This is a genomic window from Synechococcus sp. UW106 (genome assembly GCF_900474015.1).
In the GTDB taxonomy this organism is placed as follows: Bacteria; Cyanobacteriota; Cyanobacteriia; order PCC-6307; family Cyanobiaceae; genus Parasynechococcus.
In genome coordinates, this window is sequence record NZ_UCNV01000009.1 from 283621 (window position 1) to 302356 (window position 18736).

The following is an 18736-nucleotide window of genomic DNA, read 5'->3' on the forward strand; positions in this document are numbered from 1 at the left end:
AACTGGAAGTCAGGGTTCGATTTTCACATGTGAACGGATGGCTTCGGGGAGATGCGAGCCACTCTTCACACCATGAAGGCGTTCAGCCACTGCACCCCCATCAAAATGCTTCCAATCGGCCACACCCGCTGAATGGCAGCTCCCTTACCTGACTTCCTGGGCCTCGGCACCCAGAAAGGCGGAACAACAACGCTGCATCGCTTACTGGGAGAGCACCCGGACGTTTATTTACCTGCCTGCAAGGAGGTTCATTTCTTTGATCAGAACTATGGCGCCGGTGAAGGCTGGTACCGGGAACACTTTCAAGGAGCCCAACCGTCTCAACGCTGCGGAGACATCACGCCCTTTTATCTATTCCACCCCGATGTGCCTGGGCGGATTCATCAACACCTCCCCAACTCCCGCTTGATCGTGCTGCTGCGCGATCCTGTCGAACGCACCATCTCGCAGGTGTTTCATGCCCAAAGACTCGGCTTTGAACCACTCTCGGTGGAAGAAGCATTGGCGGCTGAACAAGCCCGCCTCTCGTCCGGTGACCCTTACAGCTTCCAAAAACACAGCTACCTGAGTCGCAGCCGCTACCTCGATCAGCTGGACCGCTACGAAGCCCTCTTCCCCAGGGAGCAGCTGTTAATCATCCGGAGTGAGGACCTGTTCACAACTCCGCAGCGCATCTGGCTTGAGCTGCTCAACTTTCTCCAGCTCAGGTCCATCGCTTGGCCCGGGGCGTTACCACGCGCCAATGCCGGAGACGGGCTGGGTGAACGTGTCGACCCAGCCCTTCGCCAACAGCTCAGGCACCAACTGACTGAGACCGTAGCCGGCGTCCAAAGCCGCTACGGCATCCACTGGGAGTGGACCTGAGGCGAACGAAGCCTCAAACGCGGGTCGCGACGGCGTTGCCCAAGGCGTCGCGCAGACCGCGCACCACAGCCAGCATCGCCAGTTCATCCTGGAGGCGGTTCACCGCTGAACCGACACCCACGCCGGCGGCACCGGCGGCAATCGCCATCGGCAGCGTCACCGCCGAGAGACCCGAGGCACAAAGCACGGGCACGTCGACAGCACGGCTGATGCTGTGGGCCGCCGCCAGGGTGGGAGCAGCCTTCTCGATCAGGCCGAGGTGACCGGCGCTGAAGGGCTTGGCACTGGTGCCGCCCTCGGTCTGAATCAGATCGGAACCGGCCGCCACCAGATCGATGGCCAGCTGTTCCTGCTCATCCATCGGCAACACATGGGGCACCGTGACGCTCAACACAATGTTGGGCAGCAGTTGGCGAGTGCGGCGGGTGAGCTCCAGCACCTCAGCGGCATCAAAAATCCGACCTTGGGGATAAAAAGCGTCGTAATTGCCGATCTCCACCATCAACGCACCTGCCGCCACGGCCGCCGGGAACTGCTCGGGCTCCACCGACGACACACACACCGGCACGCCACCGGAGGCTTCGATCGCCAAGCGCACCAGGGCGGGGTCGCAGGCCACATCGATAAGGTCAGCACCACCACGGCCTGCTGCACGGGCAACCCGCTCCACGCTGGCGGCATCAAAATTCATCAGGCCAGCGATCACCTTGAGCGCAGAGCGCTGCTCGAGGCTGCACTGCAGAGAAGCGGGCAGCTGCTGAAGACGGGTCATGGGGGACTGGACAGCAATGCCCCAATTCTCACACCGTGGGGGAAACGCACCCTCTTCCTTGGGCTGGACGTCCTGGCATGACCGCCTACACCGGCGCCTGCTTCAGCAGCCGCAGCTGCTTCCGCAGGAGAGCGCCCTGCTTCTGGCAGTATCCGGCGGGCAGGACTCCATCGCCCTTCTGGCTCTGCTACAGGATCTGGCGCACTTGCATGGCTGGAGCCTGAGCCTTTGGCATGGCGATCACCGCTGGCACGACGGCTCCAGCCGGATCGCCGCCGAACTGAGGGCCTGGTGCCAACAGCGCCAGCTGCCCCTGCAGGTGGATCAGGCGGCGCCTGGGCAAGTGCCCAGCGAAGCAAGCGCCCGGCAGTGGCGATACAAACGGCTAACGCAGCGGGCCCACGAAGCAGGCGCCGATGTGGTAACCGGTCACACCGCCAGCGATCGGGCCGAAACGATGCTGCTGCAACTGGCCCGTGGGTGCGATCTCGCCGGCCTGGCGGCACTGCCCAGCGTCCGCCCTCTCAGCCCGGAAGGGCCCCAGCTACGCCGACCGCTGCTGCACCTGCAACGCAACGACACCCTGCAGATCTGCCAAGACCTGGCCCTACCCATCTGGGACGACCCAAGCAACCAATCCGTTGATTTCTCCCGCAACCGGATCCGAAAGGAGGTTCTGCCGGTGCTGGAGGAGTTGCATCCAGGCAGCACGCAGCGGATGAGCGATCTGGCGGAACGTATGTCCCAGGTGCGGGACAGTCAGAGGGAACTCAGCCATATGGCCCTGGAGGTTCTTCACACCCAAGCTGGCCTGGACCGTCGCAACCTGGGGGAGTTGAGCTCAGCAACCCGCCGGCTGTTGCTGGCGCAGTGGCTGCAAAAGCACGGGGTTCCAGCCCTGCCGGCCAGCCAACTGGACGAGCTCAGTCGGCGACTTGAAAACGGTGGCCCCGGCGGTGCAGCCGATCTTGCCGGGGGCTGGCAACTCAGCTGGAAAGGGGGGGAGCTGGTGCTGCAGCAGCACGAAGCAAGTTCGTAGCAACCAACGCAACTAAAGCTAATCAACTCAACTCTTAATGCTCTGCTGTGGATCTAGAGATGACAGCATCACGAAGCAGTTTTTTGGAAGTCGCCAACAAACGTCGCAAACCATCCAAAGCAATATTCTCTAAGGGATAAAATAAGAAAGCATAAACCTGCAAGATCAAACACGAATAAAAACTCAAGATCGGGCACACAGACGATGCCTGGAAGAAAAATAGGTAACAACGACATACAGGAACGAATCAGCATTAGATTAACTAGCCCACAATTCCGAAGCTAAGTAGGCCAAGTCGCCTAGAAACCATGGCGGCACGAGACAAAGTCAAAACGCCATGGATATGGCACAATAAAATAGTCACGTATAGCGCTCATGAATAGTGAGGTTGAATACGAATTATGGGTATATATTGGTCCGGTGTCGTTATGCCCAAAGCCAGAGAAAAATCGACCATTCTTAGTGATTACTGGCGACCAAGACGAAGCAACAAGTTCTCTAACACAGAAGCGAATCAATAGGAGCACAAAAGCAAGTAATATCACAATCAAACAATACACAATAGGAAGAACTAAAACCAAAAAGACATGGCACAAATTCAAGCAATCAAGCTTGAACGGAATCAGCAGGCATGATTTGGTAGAATGGTATAATTCAGAAAAAGAATACGAATATATTGGATGGCACGAAGTTAAAAACAAAAAACTTTTAGAGATCCTAAAAGAAACCAGTTATGCCAAAGACAATTTCCACTTAATCATTGCACAAGGAGACCCATATCTCACTCTAAGGCGCTCTAAAGAAACCCTCAGAAACTGCCTATCGATTGACCTATCACTGCACCCTTTGGGACTTATATGGAAAGAAGAGATAGACAACTACCTCAAAAAATACCGCTTCGAACAAGTCAAGAGAGGTGCAATGACTTGGAAAAAGGTTGGGTCAGTGCGTGGGATTGAGCCACTTTCAACTCCGAGTATCTCAGAGCAATTCCTGGACCCAAAGATCCAAGAAGCTGTAGAAGTCATAAACTTTGCAGCATTCAGGAAAGCGGGAATCAAAACAAAGCATTTGCGTCTGGTACAGCAAGTAATGCGCCTAAAGCATCAAGCTATTACAGACTTAAGAAGTAAGATTCAAGGACACATTGATGAACTTCGGAGCAACTGGAACCTTCGAGGGTGGTTAGAAGCCTCTGGCAGCGGTAATGAACCAATAAATGTGACGGTAATCTGGGAAGAGAAAAATTTAATTGTTGGACAAGGCGAAGCCAATATAGTACGAGAAGATCTAGAAATAGATGAGATCAGAGAACGGAGAGGATTCGAAATTGAACTCAAGGGGCTGAAAAAAGTCTCTTTAGAACAAATACTAAATAAGACGATCAGCTTAAAGGTTATCGAGAGCAATCGAAAACAAACTGTTAATCTAGATCCATGGATCCTGGATGTTCACACAAAAGAGGAGATCTTAAAAGACTTACTATCGCACGAGCTAACAGACAAAAGGAAAAAAGAGCTAAAAGACTACATAAAAAACCAAAACAACCAAAGCTATTTGCTAATAATACGCCAGCATATAATCAAATTCAGTGCAACACAATGCCTCATAGGCTTATGGACGGAATTGCCAGTACTCGATGTCATCAAGTACCACGATGAAAATGCAGGACTTAACCACGGGACAGAGCAAGAATCAGCAAGCAGAATAGAATATATACTAGTAGCCTGCATCAAGCTGATACAAATACTGGACAAAGATAACATTTTTGGACACTTTACCCAAAACCCAAGTGAAAATAAAAAAACGAACAACAATGAACTTGAAAAGATTGAATGGGGAATCAAAGAACGATCTTATGTCACGCTCAAAACATGGGAATTCCAGCTCCTCAACGAAAACATACTACAGCTTATGGACACACTTATTTATATTATTTTAACACAAAATGATAGAATTAAGCTTGATAATCGAACAAAAAATCTACTAGATGTCGTCGCAAGTTCGCTAGGAGAGATATACCAAGCGAAAGCATATGCTTACAAAATTCATGCAATACTCAAAGCAGCGAATATAAATTATGACGATCACTCGTTCGGCAAATCAGCTTATAAATACGGAGATAATTTTGCATATCTGCTCAATCAGAGCTTTCAAGATACAGGGCGAAGTAGGTCTCCTAAAAGTTATATTTATTATGCAGCAACAATAGAGTTTGCAACACTTTGTCCAGCCATTCATCGCAATATTACAGATAAGCTTCAAGAGACAGCATATAATTATCTAGAAGAAAATCCAGGAGGGAAAAAGCATAGCTTTTGGGCCGAAAAACTCGGATTAAGCACAGATACAGCCTCGCAAATACTAGTACAAAAAATGCTGACTCAAGGATTTTCCAGAAAAAGTATAATAGATGTGCAGCAATATATGATCAAGATTCAAAAAGACCTGGTCAATATTCTATGGTGCAACTCTCACTTAGATAGTAAAATAATCAAGTCAAAAGAAATGGAGTGTAAGTACAAAAAATGGTTAATTATTGGAGAAAAAAGCCTAGATCAATGCTGGATGTACCGTGTCAAGCAAAAAAAGACTTATCTCGAGGGCCTGGGATGCGAAGTTCGCTGTGTTGACAAAGAAGAACTGCGATCTTGGTCATTTACTCATAACATTATCTGGGCAGATGCAATAATTTTCTGCCGACTACCAGCACAATATCCATATTTAAGAGCAGTATCATTTGCTAAACATTGCGGCAAAAGGACATATGCAGAAATAGATGACCTGATTTTTACATCAGACTACCCTTCAGAATATGATACATACGGAGGGTCAATCTCGCTAGATCTTTATAAGAACTTGTGTGCTGATTTTCCATTAAGGCTTGGGATACTAAATGCAGCCGATGAAGTAATTGTTTCGACAAATGTACTAGCAGACTATTGCAAAGACGCACTAGACGACAAAACAAAGCTCATCCATATTCTCCCAAATTTACCTCTAGAAGAACTTGAATTGACTTCATCAGTAATGCCGCATAAAAACAGGTTAAAAAGCAAGCAATACACCTTAAAGATTGCTGTCACCAGCGGAACACTGTCTCATAAAAAAATACTTTCAGATTGGATCTTTCCTTTACTCATCGACGCCTTAAAGAGCCATGAAAATCTTGAGCTAGTTGTCATTGGACGTATAGTATTGACCTCATCATTTAAAAAGTACCTGCACAGAATTAATTGCATACCTTATACAAATTACTCAGAGTATATATCATTACTGTCTCAGGCCTCTATAGCTCTTGTACCCCTCGAAATACATCCAACCACACACGCTAAAAGCGCGATTAAATGGATGGAAGCTAGCCTATGTGGAGCAGCTTGCATCTGCTCTCCTGTACAAGGCCTCAGAGACATCACAACAGATCAAGTCGACGTGATGTTCGCATCAACCAAAGATGAATGGCACGAAAAGCTACGTATTCTAATTGAGAATCCAGAAATCAGAAATTCAATATCAAAACAGAGCCGATTGAAAGCCAAGAAACTGTTCAAGAAGACAATAGGCAATGAAGCATGGACAAAGCTAATGCAAACAGGAATAAAATTCTATGCCAAAAAGAAACAAAAAAAAGTTCTTTTAATTAATGTATTTTTTGCTCCTCAAAGCATCGGCGGTGCAACACGAGTTGCGCAGGATTACGTCAAGCAAATGCTTTCGGACCCAGAAATAAATTATGACATAACAATCTTGTGTGTAGACAACGATAGATGGCAAAGACTTGATCAAACAATTGAAAATGAAAAGCACGACTATCGTACACAGATCTCGATCGATTATTCAAATTGGAATGGGGCGAAAGTAATTCGACTAAACATGGACTCGAAACCATGGAAGGAGTATCAGGACAAGAATATCGAAAATTTTTGTAAGCAATTTTTTGAGGATGAAAGGTTTGATCTCATTCAATGCCACTGCTGCCAAATACTTACTGTTTCACCATTAGTTGCTGCTCAAAAACTAGGTATCCCGTACGAAGTTGTCATTCACGATGCCTGGTGGATAAGTGAGCACCAATTTCTTGTTTCACCAACTGGGCAGATAATCGATCCGTCAGATCCATTCGGACATTTTGATAAAGAACCCAGACCCGATGAGAAAGAATGGGCATTGGCTCGACGTGAATTTCTTTACAACATCCTTGAAGGAGCAAGACGACGAATAACCGTTTCAGGAGCGTTTAAAAAAGTGTGCGAAGCGGCTGGAATTCAGGATATAGAAGTAAGAGAAAATAAATTCACGCTTATGAATAAAAATACTGCCAAAGGTCAAAAGCGTTCAACGCAGAATGTAGCAAAAAGAATTTGCCACATTGGCGGTATGAGTCTACATAAAGGTTATCAAGTGTTTCGGGAGGCAGTTCACAAGCTACCGACTCAATTGAATTTTGAGATTACAATCGTCGACCATCGATTAGCATCAAGTTCAGATGAATACGAAGTCGAATGGAACAACTATAAGATTAATTTTATCGCCCCGATCCCGATGGGGAAAATGGAACAATTTTACTCAAGCCAAGATGTACTTGTAGCACCATCAATTTGGCCCGAAAGCTTTGGCTTGGTAACACGTGAAGCACTTAGTGCAGGTCTATGGGTGATCGCAAGCGATACAGGGGCTCTTGCAGAACCACTCCTAGAAAGTAAAACAAAGATTGGTCAAATAATACGTCCCAATAATGTTGACGATCTGATTCAGGCTTTAATAAAATGCCATCCATAAGTACATAACAACCTATAATGCTGATTGTACATATCATCATGAAGTGATGACCATATCAACTCCATCATTCTTAATTTGCGGCCTCGAGCATAGTGGTACAACGCTAGCCTCGGATTTGTTCAGGGAACATCCTGAGATTGAATCTGGATTTGAATGTGGCGTACTTTTATGCAGTAAACCTGAGGATTTTTTAACCTTTAAGCCATATATTAACAACATGGAACGTGGCTGGGATATCAGTAAGAACGACTTAACCCATGCTTGCAGAGAAAAAACCTTTGAAGGCTTTTACAAAGTACTATTCGAGCGGTCAAGTATTATTAAAAAAAGCAGCCCGAAAATTATTTTTGACAAAACACCTCGTTATATAACTCAACTGAAAACAATTCAATCGAAAATAGGTGTTCGTACCATTGCTCTAATTAAAGATCCGCGATCATTAGCACTTTCAGACTTTAAGAGATCAGGGAAAAAGCTTGAAGAGATTGACAATTGGTACAGTAGCTGGATGGGCCCTAAACGCGATTACATGCGTTCTGCTTATCAAGGCTATAAGCATGCATGGGGAAATAACCAATGCACTGTTGTTCGGCTTGAAGAAATTTGCTTCAATGCGAGAGAAACCATAGAATCGATGTTCGAATTTATCGAACTCGAGTTTAAGTTAGAATACCTTGATTTTCATAATCAGAGATATAAGCACACATCTGGATCTTCTATTAATATCAACTCATGCATGCAATTCATGACCAAACTGCCTAAATATATTCAAAAAAAAATTGAAGATGATTTTTCAGAATTTGATCGATGGTTCTACAACTTTTAATCCGCAAACCATGAATTCAGCGGATACGATTTTCTCTCAACAAAAAACACTTTTCTAAAAACTACAGTACTACTAATCTACAATAAATAAATTCAGCTCAGGCATTTTAGAATAAACTAAGGCCCTGGCATGGGGTCAGCAAGCTTTAACCAGAAGGGCTCGATCGGCGCAAGCTATCCCACTTGATCCCGCCAGCCCACGGCTGCTTCTGGTGACCTCGCTGGACAGCCTCGGAGCACCTGCAAGGAGCCCCGCGCAAGGCTCGAAGAGCTCCGCCATCGCCTCTGCAGGGATGCCACAAATGGCCATGTCAATGGCGCACGGTTGAAGGCTGGCGTTGACCAAGACCCTCGTGCAAGCGATACAAGCCAGAGAGCCTTGTTGACCTGACAGCAATAAAGGAGTCGCTCAGACGATGAGCTTGCCCAACTCGGCAACCAGTTGATCCACACGGTCGGCATCGATATCGGCCGTAGTTACACCCGACTGGCGTGGAGGTGCAAACAAGGCGGAATCGAGATTCATCAGGCCAGCCGATCGCCTTGAGCGCAGAGCGCTGCTCTGCACAGAAGAGGGCAGCTCCTGAAGACGGGGTATCAGGACTGGACAGCAATACCCAAATTCTAACGGGGGGATGGAAACGAATGAAACGTGACTTAGAGCCCGTGGCACGAGCGGCTGCATCAGCATCTGCTGCAACGTCCTGGGTTACTTCCCCAAGGGCAGACGATTCTTATGGACGTTTCCAACGGGCAGGATTCCATGGCCCTGCTTGGGCTCGCAAAAGACCTGTACAAACAACATCAATGGAAACTGCACGTCTGGCACGGCAACCACGGTTGGCACAACGAAGCCCAGCGCTGTTGCGATGCATTGGAGCTTTGTTGCCAGGAGCAGAGCCTGGAATTCTTTGGCGAGACCGCCGATCCAACAACCGTTGAGTGCGAAGCCAAAGCCCGAGCATGGACGTACCACTGCCTGGAGACAACGGGCACTCGTCTTCAAGCCGTTGTCGCCACAGCCCATACAGCCACCGACAGAAAAGAAACGCTGCTCCTGCAACTGGCACGAGGTACAGACCTACGGGGGCTCTGCAGCCTCAGGGAGCAGCGACCGATCCGGAAGCATGCGCCAGGGGGAATCCAACTCAGTCGTCCTATGCTGATTTTTGAACGCAAACAAACCGACTCGATCTGTCGTGAACTCAAGCTGCCGCAGTGGAGCGACCCGACCAACGCATCACCGCTGTTTGCCAGAAATCGGATCAGGCACGAAGTCATGCCCGTTCTTGAGGAGCTCTATCGCGGATGCGGGGGGCGAATCTCCAATCTGAACGAGCGGCTGTCAAAAATTGAGGAAATCCAACAGGAGCTGATCAACCAGCGGCTCAAAAAAAAACACGTACGATCACACAACCCGTGAACTAATGAAAGGCAGTTCTATCGATGTACGTCGGCTGCTGATACATCGATGGATAACACAACAGGGGGTTCCACCGTTAAGGGCCATTGAACTGGATCGCCTGTGCCGTCGCCTAGGGCCACACCAGCGACCGGGCGAATACCACCTCCCCAAAGGCTAGAAAGTCAGCTGGACAAAACACACTTTGAATTTGCAATCACCAATACAAACGACACACCAGACTTAAAAGGACAGAACCGATAGGACGATTTCCGTTCAACAAAAGAAGCGCATGGTAAGATAAATAAAATATTTCGCGGGATGAACATCTGGCTCTGCTGGTTTCAAGGTGAGCAAGATTCATCGCTCACCGGCAGGGACAAAGAATGCATCAAGCGCTGGAGAGCCATAGCAGGCCAGCACAAAGTTGTTGTCCTCAATCACGACAAGATTGCAGAAATCCTGCCGGAATACAACGAAATTATTAGAAGCTGTCCATATGATCGCTCCTTTCAGCACAAAGCCGATCTACTCAGACTGCTTCTGCTTGAAAAATTTGGTGGAATCTGGGCAGACACCTCCGTATACCCCCTGGCCACTGCTGACGACATCATCAGGGCAACAACCTCAACAAACAGCGTTTTCTTCTATAGCTTTTCAAGCAAAAGGATTAGTGCTCAGAAAGGAGATCGACTCATCGCAAATTGGTTCATAATTGCCACAAAACCAAACCAATATGTCATTCAAACCCTAACTAACGAATACAAAAAACGCTTCCTTTCCGTGCAGAAATGGCGCTACTTCGAAATGCATCAAGCCTACTGCGACTTAATCGATACGGACGAACAATTTCGAGCATCGATCGAGAGCATGAAAGTACTACCTGCAGAATCAGCACTTGTGCTGGGACGAAAAAATATGAGCTCGCTAAAAGAAGATCAAGTTGAACAACATGATCAACCAACACTGATGGTTAAAAAGCCCTCACCCATCAGCCTGGCCCTCTTCCCATGCATTAATCAAAATGCACCGGTAAAAAAAATTATAAATGCGATCAAGCAGATTGAAAATCTACAGAACACAAGCGATTTTCACGTCATTCCAAGACCAATGGCAGATGAAGCCATTCGTTGCCTCAACAGAGTCGCGCAATGCAAAGGTGACTTAACACCAATGCTGCAAGCCAAGAGCAAAGCCATCCACCAAAGACTGATTTCACTCGCACCAGCTCAGAACAGCAAGCCTAAAAAAATCGCCTACCTCCACATCGGCAAATGTGCAGGCACGACACTCTATGAATACTTCAAAAACAACAAAGATACCGATATCACCTATTTACATATGAAGCGCATCGAGATTAGTGAAGCAGAGGATTACGAATTTATTTTTTTCATCAGGCATCCGATCAGCAGGTTTGTTTCAGCCTTTAACCACAGCAAAAGGATCGTAGAATTTGACATGAGCAAGCTCAACATAAATCATCTAAATCATGACAACAGCTATGCGCCAAAAAGAATTAAAAGAAAAATGCTGCATGGAGGAGTCGCCTTTAGCAAAAAATATGATCAATTGACAAGGCATTTTAAAAGCGCGAATGACCTTGCCGAATCACTATATTGCGAGGACATTCAACAACGTAGTAAAGCACAAAAGCTGATGAGCCTTCCTAAAGAACACCTCTTTAAAGGCATCGGCTGGTATTTACACAACGGCGAACTGATCAAAAGGTTTGCTCAGAACATTAAATTCGTTGGTTGCGTGGAAACCATTGGCAAAGACCTCCAAACAGCCTGCACATTATTCAAGTTAGATGCCAATCCAGAGCAACTGACCAGAAAAAGAACAGGATTAGGCAGCGACCAAAGACAATTGAGCTCGGCGGCCATAGAAAATCTGCGGCACTGGTATCGCGATACTGACTACCAAGCGATTCAACTGCTCCATGAACACGGATTGATTCAAAAAGAAATCCGAGATTATTATCAATCATCACCTTATCATGGAGATCAATAGCAAAGCTGCATCCCAGATGCCCTCAATGCTAATGTAAAAACTAACAAAAGACATTCGTGAAAAAAATTACACTACTTCAAACAATTCTTGAGCCAGCAAAAGGAAGGGCGAAAGACAAAATTTTTGGATTGGGTTTAGGTGCTCAACGCTGCGGTTCAACATGGATTGGCAAGTACTTAAATAATCATCCCGAGTTTTATATTTGCACGACCAAAGAAATGCATATCTTTGACACGATTAGACGAGAAAAAGACCATCCACTTCTACGAAAAGTGAGCAATACCAAAGGACTCGGATTGGATCAAGATCAAATAGATCTTGTCAAGATCAGTCAGGGCAAAAAGGGATATTTTGATTTTTTTGAAGAGAGATTAGAAGAATCGCACAGGGCTTTTGGAGAAATCACACCTGAATACTCACTGCTGAATCATGAATTTCTCAAAATCATCGGAGAAAGTCATAACAAATTACGTATCTTTGTCTCTTTGCGACGCCCCGTAGGACGCTATCTCTCAGCCCTGACTTACTACGGACGAATACGCCCAGAATTCAATATTGAGGAACATTATTTAAAAGGGCTTAACAAAAAACTATTTTGCCATTACACCCACTACACCCTCAATCTTAAAAACTTACTCTCTGTTGTACCAAAAGAGAAAGTATATTTTTTCTTTTACGAGGATCTTTTTAACGGTAAGAACGATACATTATTCGAATTATGCAATCATTTAAATATTTCAACCATCACTCCTGAACAAATCAACCTTTCCATGAGCAAAGTCATCAACAACACAACATCAAGAACAGACGTTAGGCCACCCAATAACGATGAAATGAAAAGCATTTACACAAAATTTGAGGCTGAGTACAAAAATTTATCTTCACTCATCTCCAAGAAACTGCCCGAGGCATGGCTGAGAGATATGGCCAATTACGGCTAACCAGACACCCATCGCCTGAGGCCAAAGAGAGCAGAAAACAAAATATTCGAAGCCATAGTACAATTTGTAAAGGTGCGTTGAAGCGATGATTTATTCAAAAAAGCATAATTTTTTATTTCTGAAAGGCGTCAAAGTTGCAGGAACGAGTGTTGAAATTACACTTTCCAAGATCTGCGGAAATAAAGATATTATTACGCCAATAGCCAATATTGATGAACGAACCAGAGTTCAAGCAAACATAAGGCATGCACAGAATTATGGCCCTAAGAAATCCGACATCAAGGACTTTATACAATGGCTTCTACAGGTTCCAACGGAGCAAATTACAAGTCGACAAGCGCCGAAAGGGATCGTGAACAACCATATGCCACTAAAAAGGATCTATAAAAAACTTGATGAATTGCATCCGGAAATCAAGCAAGCAAACATTTTTGCTGTCATACGATCTCCGTATGAGCAAATATTATCCCGAGTCAACCATAAGGTGAATTTCAAAGGCTACAAAACCTCAGGGGAAACAATGCATGCAAGCCAGGGTAGGCTAAGACAAGAACTTGACAACTACATAGCAAAACTACGACAACGCAATCTTGAAACGTATCGCAGCAAGAATTTCCAAATTTACGATTCATCCTTTGATGAGTCCATTCATGTTCAATTTATACGCTTTGAAAATCTAAAAGACGAGTTGAATTACGCTCTCACTAGGATTGGTGTCAAAGCAGACGTCGAACTTCCTTTTACAAAGAAAGGGCTTCAGTCAAGCAACGATTTATTCAAAGAAGTTGCCACGCATGAGCAAATCAAAATTATCAACGACTACCATAAGAATGATTTCATTCGATTTGGCTACGGCATGATTAATCCGACCTAAAAAACTGCCGGTTTTACTTATCATATCTGATTTATTGCGAAACACAGCTCATAGCATGTTAAAATAAGTTCTAAATAATAAAATACAATGCGGGGCAAGATTATACAAATTGGATTCAATAAAACTGGCACGTCGTCTCTCGCAAGATTCTTTAGCAACAATGGCTTTAAGGTTGTGGGGCATTCTCGCTATGCCAACAAAATTATCAACAATATTCATCAAGACCAACCACCATTTCAAGGCCTTGATTTTGATGTCGCGCAGGATCTAGAAGATCATAAAAACAATCTCTATATTCAGGACTACTACAAGGAAATTGATCAGTCTCACCCGGAAACAAAATTCATTTTAACCACAAGAAGTTGTGAAAAATGGATTGAGTCCAGGCTTAACCATAATGCTGGTCGATACGCACGACGAGCCATGCGCAACCATGGCATCACCGAATTGAATGAATTAATTCATCGGTGGAGAGAGCAGTTTTATCAATATCATCTGGACGTAACGCGTTACTTCAAAGACAGTAACAACTTCTACATACTCCCCCTCGAGAAAATTGATGCTCAAGGACTGATTGATTTTCTTGGAAGCGATTTTAAGTTCTCAAAAACCAACTATCCAACAGTCCAAATCAAGAAAATCAAAGACGTACCTCAATACGATCTTTCAATTCCAGATTAATATACAATAAGTTGATCACTGGAATTAAGAAATGAAATTCTTAAGTTTTTTGGCTGCACAATGGATGAGATAATAAGCCAAGACTGATTTGCATTGAAAGAGACTTTCATGGTAACTTGAAAGACATTTTTCAACAAGTTCAGCCGATTAGTTTGCGGATGAAAGAGTAGATTTATTCTTGGCATCAGTGTCAACAGGAAAGATGTCTTTCCAATTGGGAGACAATCCCAAAAAGTCTAATTTTCCAGCCAAAGAATAATCATAGAAATCCTGATTCAAGCTTGACCTTCTCAGGATAATTTCAGGGATAAAGCTAGCAATCAAATTTTCAAAAGACTTTTTAGAAAAATCAGCATTCAAAGAAGCCAGGAATACATTCAACTGATCTTAAGGAACAATCATCTGCAAAATCCTTGAAGTGTAAGTGTCACAAGAAAATGGTACTACTAAATCAAGGTTGATTTGAGGATTTATCGAGTTACTTGATAAAGAAAAATCCAGAAAATACGAAAAACTTTTCTTGTTCTTTCCTTAATGTGCTACTGCAGCAACGCTTGGCAATATTTATGCAAGCTCTTTGCAAATTTTCCTTTTCCGTCAAGACCATAAGACCAAAGCGAAAAATACGAAAGAATTGGATCGCGTATTGTCAATATCTTTGGCAGGAGAGTGCTGGTATTTTTGCCCTTTTCAAACTTGGCCCTACTGCATATCTTTTTAAGTTTCCCCTTGAGGAATGTACAACCGGTTTTTTCAAGGGGTTAATATATACAGCGGTTGGTTACCAGCATAATTTATAAAAAACAATCTTACCACGGCTTCTTAAGTGCTAGCAATTAAAAGTGCCGCTTGAATTGAAAAGCCATCTCTCTCAAGAATTATCAAAATATTGGGCAGGTACGGTCATCAGATCGACCGATATGAATTCATGCTTTTTCATTGGTCAAAAAGAGTCCAGCCAGGAGCTTGAAATATCCCGGAATGGCATGAGTGATAGTAGTTAATTCAAACAATTTTCAACTTTCAACAGGTTTTATAAGGACTCAAAAGTATTTTGAGACAATGAAAGTTTTAATTTACAGAAATGCTTGCTCTCAGCAACGCATTCACCGTGGCTGCCACCAAACCTGCGCCACCCCGACTGCCATCCAAGCGGATCTGAGTCAGATCACTGTCGGCCAAGTTGTTTTTACTTTCAGCAACCCCCACAAATCCCACCGGCATCCCGATCACCAAACTTGGGCCAGGTGCTCCCCCTGCCACCAAGCGCAACAGCTCCTCCAAAGCCGTTGGCGCACTTCCAATCAGGAGCACGGGGGCTGGTGTCATCACTGAAAGCTCGTTCCAGGCGGCACGCATGCCCGCTGCGGTCCGCGTTGATCCCAATGGTGCCTGAGCAGGCGCATAGTCCAGGAGACAACGCACCGGGACCCCCAAAGTTCTCTTGGCCATCGGGCGAACAGCAGCCGCAGCCATTTCGGTGTCGGTCAAGACGAGAGAGCCTGCCCGTAGTGCCACGATCCCCTGCTCGCAGGCGCCCGCAGAGAACGCCAAGCCTGCACCAATCGACAGATCACCGCTGCTGTGTACCAGCCGTTCCAGCACCTGCTGCTGGAGCGGCGGCAGGCCCGTATCCCCCAGCGCCATCCGGATCCGCCGGATGCTTTCGGTGAAGATCGGGTGGTCCTGGGCCATCCACGCCATCATCAACCCATGCCGATCCATCTGCTCTGGGGTGATGACGCCGCCGCGCGGGACCGGGCCATCGAGGCTCTGATCGGCCAGGTGGTGGACCCCAGCTGGAGCAGCCTCAACCTCAGCCGCCTTGATGGGGCAGACGCTGGTCAAGCCCTGCAGGCCCTCGAGGAGGCACGCACCCCTCCCTTCGCCACTGGCGAACGGCTGGTGCTGCTGCAGCGCAGTCCGTTCTGCAATGGCTGTCCCAGTGAACTGGCGGACCGGTTTGAAGCCGCCCTTGAACTCATCCCCGACACCAGCCACCTGGTGCTGGTGAACCCTTCCAAACCGGATGGTCGCCTGCGAACCACCAAAACCCTGCAGAAGCGGATCAAAAGCGGGCTCGATCAGGAACAGAGCTTCCCGCTGCCAGCCGCCTGGGATGGCAATGGTCAGCGCCAATTAGTGCAACGCACTGCCGAGGCCTTGGGTCTGCAGGTCGACCCCGATGCCATCGATGCCCTGGTGGAGGCCATCGGCACCGACAGCGCCCGACTCGAATCGGAACTACGCAAGCTTTCCCTGCGCGGCACCACCATTTCCGCTGCACGGGTGCAGGAGCTGGTGGGGGGTCGCTCCACCAATGCTCTGGCCGTTGGCGATGCGCTGCTGGAGGGCAACCCCGGCGAGGCCATTGCCCGCTGGGATGCCCTCATCGAAGCCGGGGAACCAGCTCTGCGCATTGTGGCCACCCTCACCGGTCAGATCCGGGGTTGGCTCTGGGTGAGCCTGCTGGAACAGCAGGGTGAAAGAGATGTAGCGGTGATTGCGAAAGCCGCCGGGATCGGCAACCCCAAACGCATCTATGTAATGCGCAAGCAGCTGCAAGGTCGCCCGGCCAAACGCTTCCTCTCCCTGCTCGGCCGCCTGCTGGAGGTGGAGGCACGGCTGAAACGCGGCGCCCAGCCTGGCGATGCCTTCCGCGACGGACTGCTGGGCTGATCGCTGCCCGCCAGGTGAGAAAATCCAGCGTTGCTGAAGCCCAGCCCATGGCCCTCCTGGTGCAGAAATTCGGGGGCACTTCCGTCGGCAGCGTGGAACGCATCAAGGCGGTGGCCGATCGCATCGGACGTTGCCGTGAGGAGGGGCACGACGTGGTCGTGGTGGTCTCCGCCATGGGCCACACCACCGACGAACTGACGGGTCTGGCCAACGCCATCACCTCCAGCCCCACCCAGCGGGAGATGGACATGCTGCTGGCCAGTGGTGAGCAGGTGTCGATCGCCTTGCTGGCGATGGCCCTAAACGCCCAAGGGGTCAGTGCAACGTCGATGACCGGCCCGCAGGTGGGCATCGCCACGGAATCCACCCACGGCCGGGCCCGGATCCTCGGGATTCGCACCGACCGAATCCGCAACCGCCTCGCTGCTGGCCAGGTGGTGGTGGTCGCCGGATTCCAGGGCACCAGCACCAGCAGTGATGGCCTCAACGAAATCACCACCCTGGGACGCGGGGGCTCCGACACCTCCGCAGTGGCCCTGGCGGCAGCCCTGGGTGCCGATGCCTGCGAGATCTACACCGACGTTCCGGGTGTGCTGAGCACCGACCCGCGCAAAGTGCCGGATGCCCAGTTGATGGACACGATCAGCTGCGACGAAATGCTGGAACTCGCGAGCCTTGGGGCCTCCGTGCTGCATCCCAGAGCAGTTGAAATCGCCCGCAACTACGGCGTGAATCTTGTGGTGCGATCCAGTTGGAGCGATGCCGCAGGCACCCGGCTCACCAGCCGACCAGCCCGTCCGATCAGCACCAACGGCCTGGAGCTCGGCAGTCCCGTGGATGGGATGGAGGAAGTCGACGGACAGGCCGTGCTCGCCCTCTCCCATATCCCCGATCAGCCCGGCATTGCCGCACGACTGTTCGAAACCCTCTCCGACGGGGGAATCAATGTGGACCTGATCATTCAGGCCACCCATGAGGGCAGCAGCAATGACATCACCTTCACGGTGGCCGAGGCGGATCTCGAGCTGGCCCGCGGCATAAGCCAGAAAGTTCTGGATCAACTGGGCGGCGATCTGGCAGCAGAAGGAGGGCTGACGAAGCTCAGCATCAGCGGGGCCGGAATCATGGGGCGACCGGGCATTGCCGCCAACCTGTTCAACTGCCTGTGTCAGCAGGGCATCAACCTCCGCCTGATCGCCACCAGTGAAGTGAAGGTGAGCTGCGTGATCGAATCCAGTGCTGGCAGCAAAGCTGTTCAAGCGGTGCGGGACGCCTTCGACCTTGAGGAATCGCAAATCCGCATCAATCCCACCAACAACGGCCGTGGAGAACCGGAAGTGCGCGGCGTCGCCCTCGACCGCGACCAGGTGCAACTGAGTGTTCGCCACGTGCCCGATCGACCCGGCACCGCAGCGTCGCTGTGTTCAGCCCTGGCCGACAACAGCATCAGCCTGGATGCCATCGTTCAATCGGAACGACAACACAGCGACGGATCACGGGACATCACCTTCATCCTGCGCAAGGACGACCGCGCCCGTGCCGATGTAGCCCTAGCCCCCCTGCTGGCCCAGTGGCCGGGTGCCGCCCTGGAAGACGGCGAGGCCATTGCACGGGTGAGTGCCGTCGGTGCTGGGATGCCTGCAACGCCAGGAACAGCGGGGCGCATGTTCCGTGCTCTGGCGGATGCAGGCATCAACATCGGCCTGATCGCCACCAGTGAAATCAGAACCAGCTGCGTGGTGGCAGAAGAGGCTGGCGTCGAGGCCCTCCAAGTGGTGCACGCCGGGTTCGGACTGGGTGGTGATGAACGTCACTCCGCCCAAGGCACCCCATCACCTCACGACGCCGGCTGAAGGTCTACAACGGG

Annotated in this window: 13 protein-coding genes and 1 pseudogene; 11 read left to right on the forward strand and 3 right to left on the reverse strand. The window is 48.5% G+C overall.

The annotated features are described in order from the left end of the window. The first annotated feature begins 132 nt into the window (after positions 1–132). On the forward strand, positions 133–864 hold the full coding sequence (locus DXY30_RS09100) for a sulfotransferase (RefSeq protein WP_115094638.1): 732 nt from the start codon (positions 133–135) through the stop codon (positions 862–864). A gap of 13 nt (positions 865–877) precedes the next feature. Here the strand turns inward: DXY30_RS09100 and DXY30_RS09105 are convergent, their stop codons facing one another. Then, a complete protein-coding gene (locus DXY30_RS09105) occupies positions 878–1636 on the reverse strand; it encodes a DUF561 domain-containing protein (protein ID WP_115094640.1) in 759 nt (252 codons plus the stop codon). A 16-nt stretch (positions 1637–1652) separates the two neighbouring features. Here DXY30_RS09105 and tilS (DXY30_RS09110) point away from each other — a divergent pair, with 16 nt between their 5' ends. From tilS (DXY30_RS09110) to DXY30_RS09150, 8 genes and pseudogenes are all read left to right on the forward strand, one after another. After that, positions 1653–2675: a tRNA lysidine(34) synthetase TilS gene (gene tilS, locus DXY30_RS09110; RefSeq protein ID WP_115094966.1), complete on the forward strand. Its 1023-nt coding sequence runs from the start codon at positions 1653–1655 to the stop codon at positions 2673–2675. Positions 2676–3050: 375 nt separating this feature from the next. Further along, positions 3051–7454: a glycosyltransferase gene (locus DXY30_RS09115; protein ID WP_115094642.1), complete on the forward strand. Its 4404-nt coding sequence runs from the start codon at positions 3051–3053 to the stop codon at positions 7452–7454. A 46-nt stretch (positions 7455–7500) separates the two neighbouring features. Then, complete coding sequence (locus DXY30_RS09120; RefSeq protein WP_115094647.1) at positions 7501–8280, forward strand: sulfotransferase; 780 nt, start codon at positions 7501–7503, stop codon at positions 8278–8280. 735 nt (positions 8281–9015) lie between these two features. After that, positions 9016–9702: a tRNA lysidine(34) synthetase TilS gene (gene tilS / locus DXY30_RS09125; RefSeq protein WP_115094648.1), complete on the forward strand. Its 687-nt coding sequence runs from the start codon at positions 9016–9018 to the stop codon at positions 9700–9702. Between the two features lie 273 nt (positions 9703–9975). Beyond that, positions 9976–11694, forward strand: a pseudogene (locus tag DXY30_RS14695) (capsular polysaccharide synthesis protein); the annotation flags it as partial. 56 nt (positions 11695–11750) lie between these two features. After that, entirely contained in the window at positions 11751–12635 is an 885-nt protein-coding gene (locus DXY30_RS09140; protein ID WP_115094651.1) for a sulfotransferase, read from the forward strand. 85 nt (positions 12636–12720) lie between these two features. Next, complete coding sequence (locus tag DXY30_RS09145) at positions 12721–13509, forward strand: sulfotransferase family 2 domain-containing protein (protein ID WP_115094653.1); 789 nt, start codon at positions 12721–12723, stop codon at positions 13507–13509. Positions 13510–13596: 87 nt separating this feature from the next. Then, on the forward strand, positions 13597–14190 hold the full coding sequence (locus DXY30_RS09150) for a sulfotransferase (protein WP_115094656.1): 594 nt from the start codon (positions 13597–13599) through the stop codon (positions 14188–14190). A gap of 147 nt (positions 14191–14337) precedes the next feature. Here the strand turns inward: DXY30_RS09150 and DXY30_RS13655 are convergent, their stop codons facing one another. Both DXY30_RS13655 and DXY30_RS09155 read right to left on the reverse strand, forming a co-directional pair. After that, positions 14338–14550, reverse strand: coding sequence for a hypothetical protein (locus DXY30_RS13655; protein ID WP_137006836.1), 213 nt, complete (start codon positions 14548–14550; stop codon positions 14338–14340). Between the two features lie 711 nt (positions 14551–15261). Continuing rightward, positions 15262–15894: a precorrin-8X methylmutase gene (locus DXY30_RS09155; RefSeq protein ID WP_115094967.1), complete on the reverse strand. Its 633-nt coding sequence runs from the start codon at positions 15892–15894 to the stop codon at positions 15262–15264. Between the two features lie 9 nt (positions 15895–15903). Between DXY30_RS09155 and holA the strand changes: the two genes are divergently transcribed. Both holA and DXY30_RS09165 read left to right on the forward strand, forming a co-directional pair. Continuing rightward, complete coding sequence (gene holA, locus DXY30_RS09160; RefSeq protein ID WP_115094657.1) at positions 15904–16869, forward strand: DNA polymerase III subunit delta; 966 nt, start codon at positions 15904–15906, stop codon at positions 16867–16869. Positions 16870–16916: 47 nt separating this feature from the next. After that, positions 16917–18722, forward strand: a complete 1806-nt coding sequence (locus tag DXY30_RS09165) for an aspartate kinase (protein ID WP_115094658.1) — start codon at positions 16917–16919, stop codon at positions 18720–18722. The last annotated feature ends 14 nt before the right edge of the window (positions 18723–18736 follow it).

Bases quoted from the DNA above. Each gene is read 5' to 3' on its own strand.
- DXY30_RS09100 (WP_115094638.1), top strand. From the start codon at position 133: ATGGCAGCTCCCTTACCTGACTTCCTGGGCCTCGGCACCCAGAAAGGC.
- DXY30_RS09150 (WP_115094656.1), top strand. From the start codon at position 13,597: ATGCGGGGCAAGATTATACAAATTGGATTCAATAAAACTGGCACGTCG.
- DXY30_RS09145 (WP_115094653.1), top strand. From the start codon at position 12,721: ATGATTTATTCAAAAAAGCATAATTTTTTATTTCTGAAAGGCGTCAAA.
- tilS (WP_115094966.1), top strand. From the start codon at position 1,653: ATGCCCCAATTCTCACACCGTGGGGGAAACGCACCCTCTTCCTTGGGC.
- DXY30_RS09115 (WP_115094642.1), top strand. From the start codon at position 3,051: ATGAATAGTGAGGTTGAATACGAATTATGGGTATATATTGGTCCGGTG.
- DXY30_RS09120 (WP_115094647.1), top strand. From the start codon at position 7,501: ATGACCATATCAACTCCATCATTCTTAATTTGCGGCCTCGAGCATAGT.
- holA (WP_115094657.1), top strand. From the start codon at position 15,904: ATGCCGATCCATCTGCTCTGGGGTGATGACGCCGCCGCGCGGGACCGG.
- tilS (WP_115094648.1), top strand. From the start codon at position 9,016: ATGGACGTTTCCAACGGGCAGGATTCCATGGCCCTGCTTGGGCTCGCA.
- DXY30_RS09105 (WP_115094640.1), bottom strand. From the start codon at position 1,636: ATGACCCGTCTTCAGCAGCTGCCCGCTTCTCTGCAGTGCAGCCTCGAG.
- DXY30_RS09155 (WP_115094967.1), bottom strand. From the start codon at position 15,894: ATGGCGTGGATGGCCCAGGACCACCCGATCTTCACCGAAAGCATCCGG.
- DXY30_RS09165 (WP_115094658.1), top strand. From the start codon at position 16,917: ATGGCCCTCCTGGTGCAGAAATTCGGGGGCACTTCCGTCGGCAGCGTG.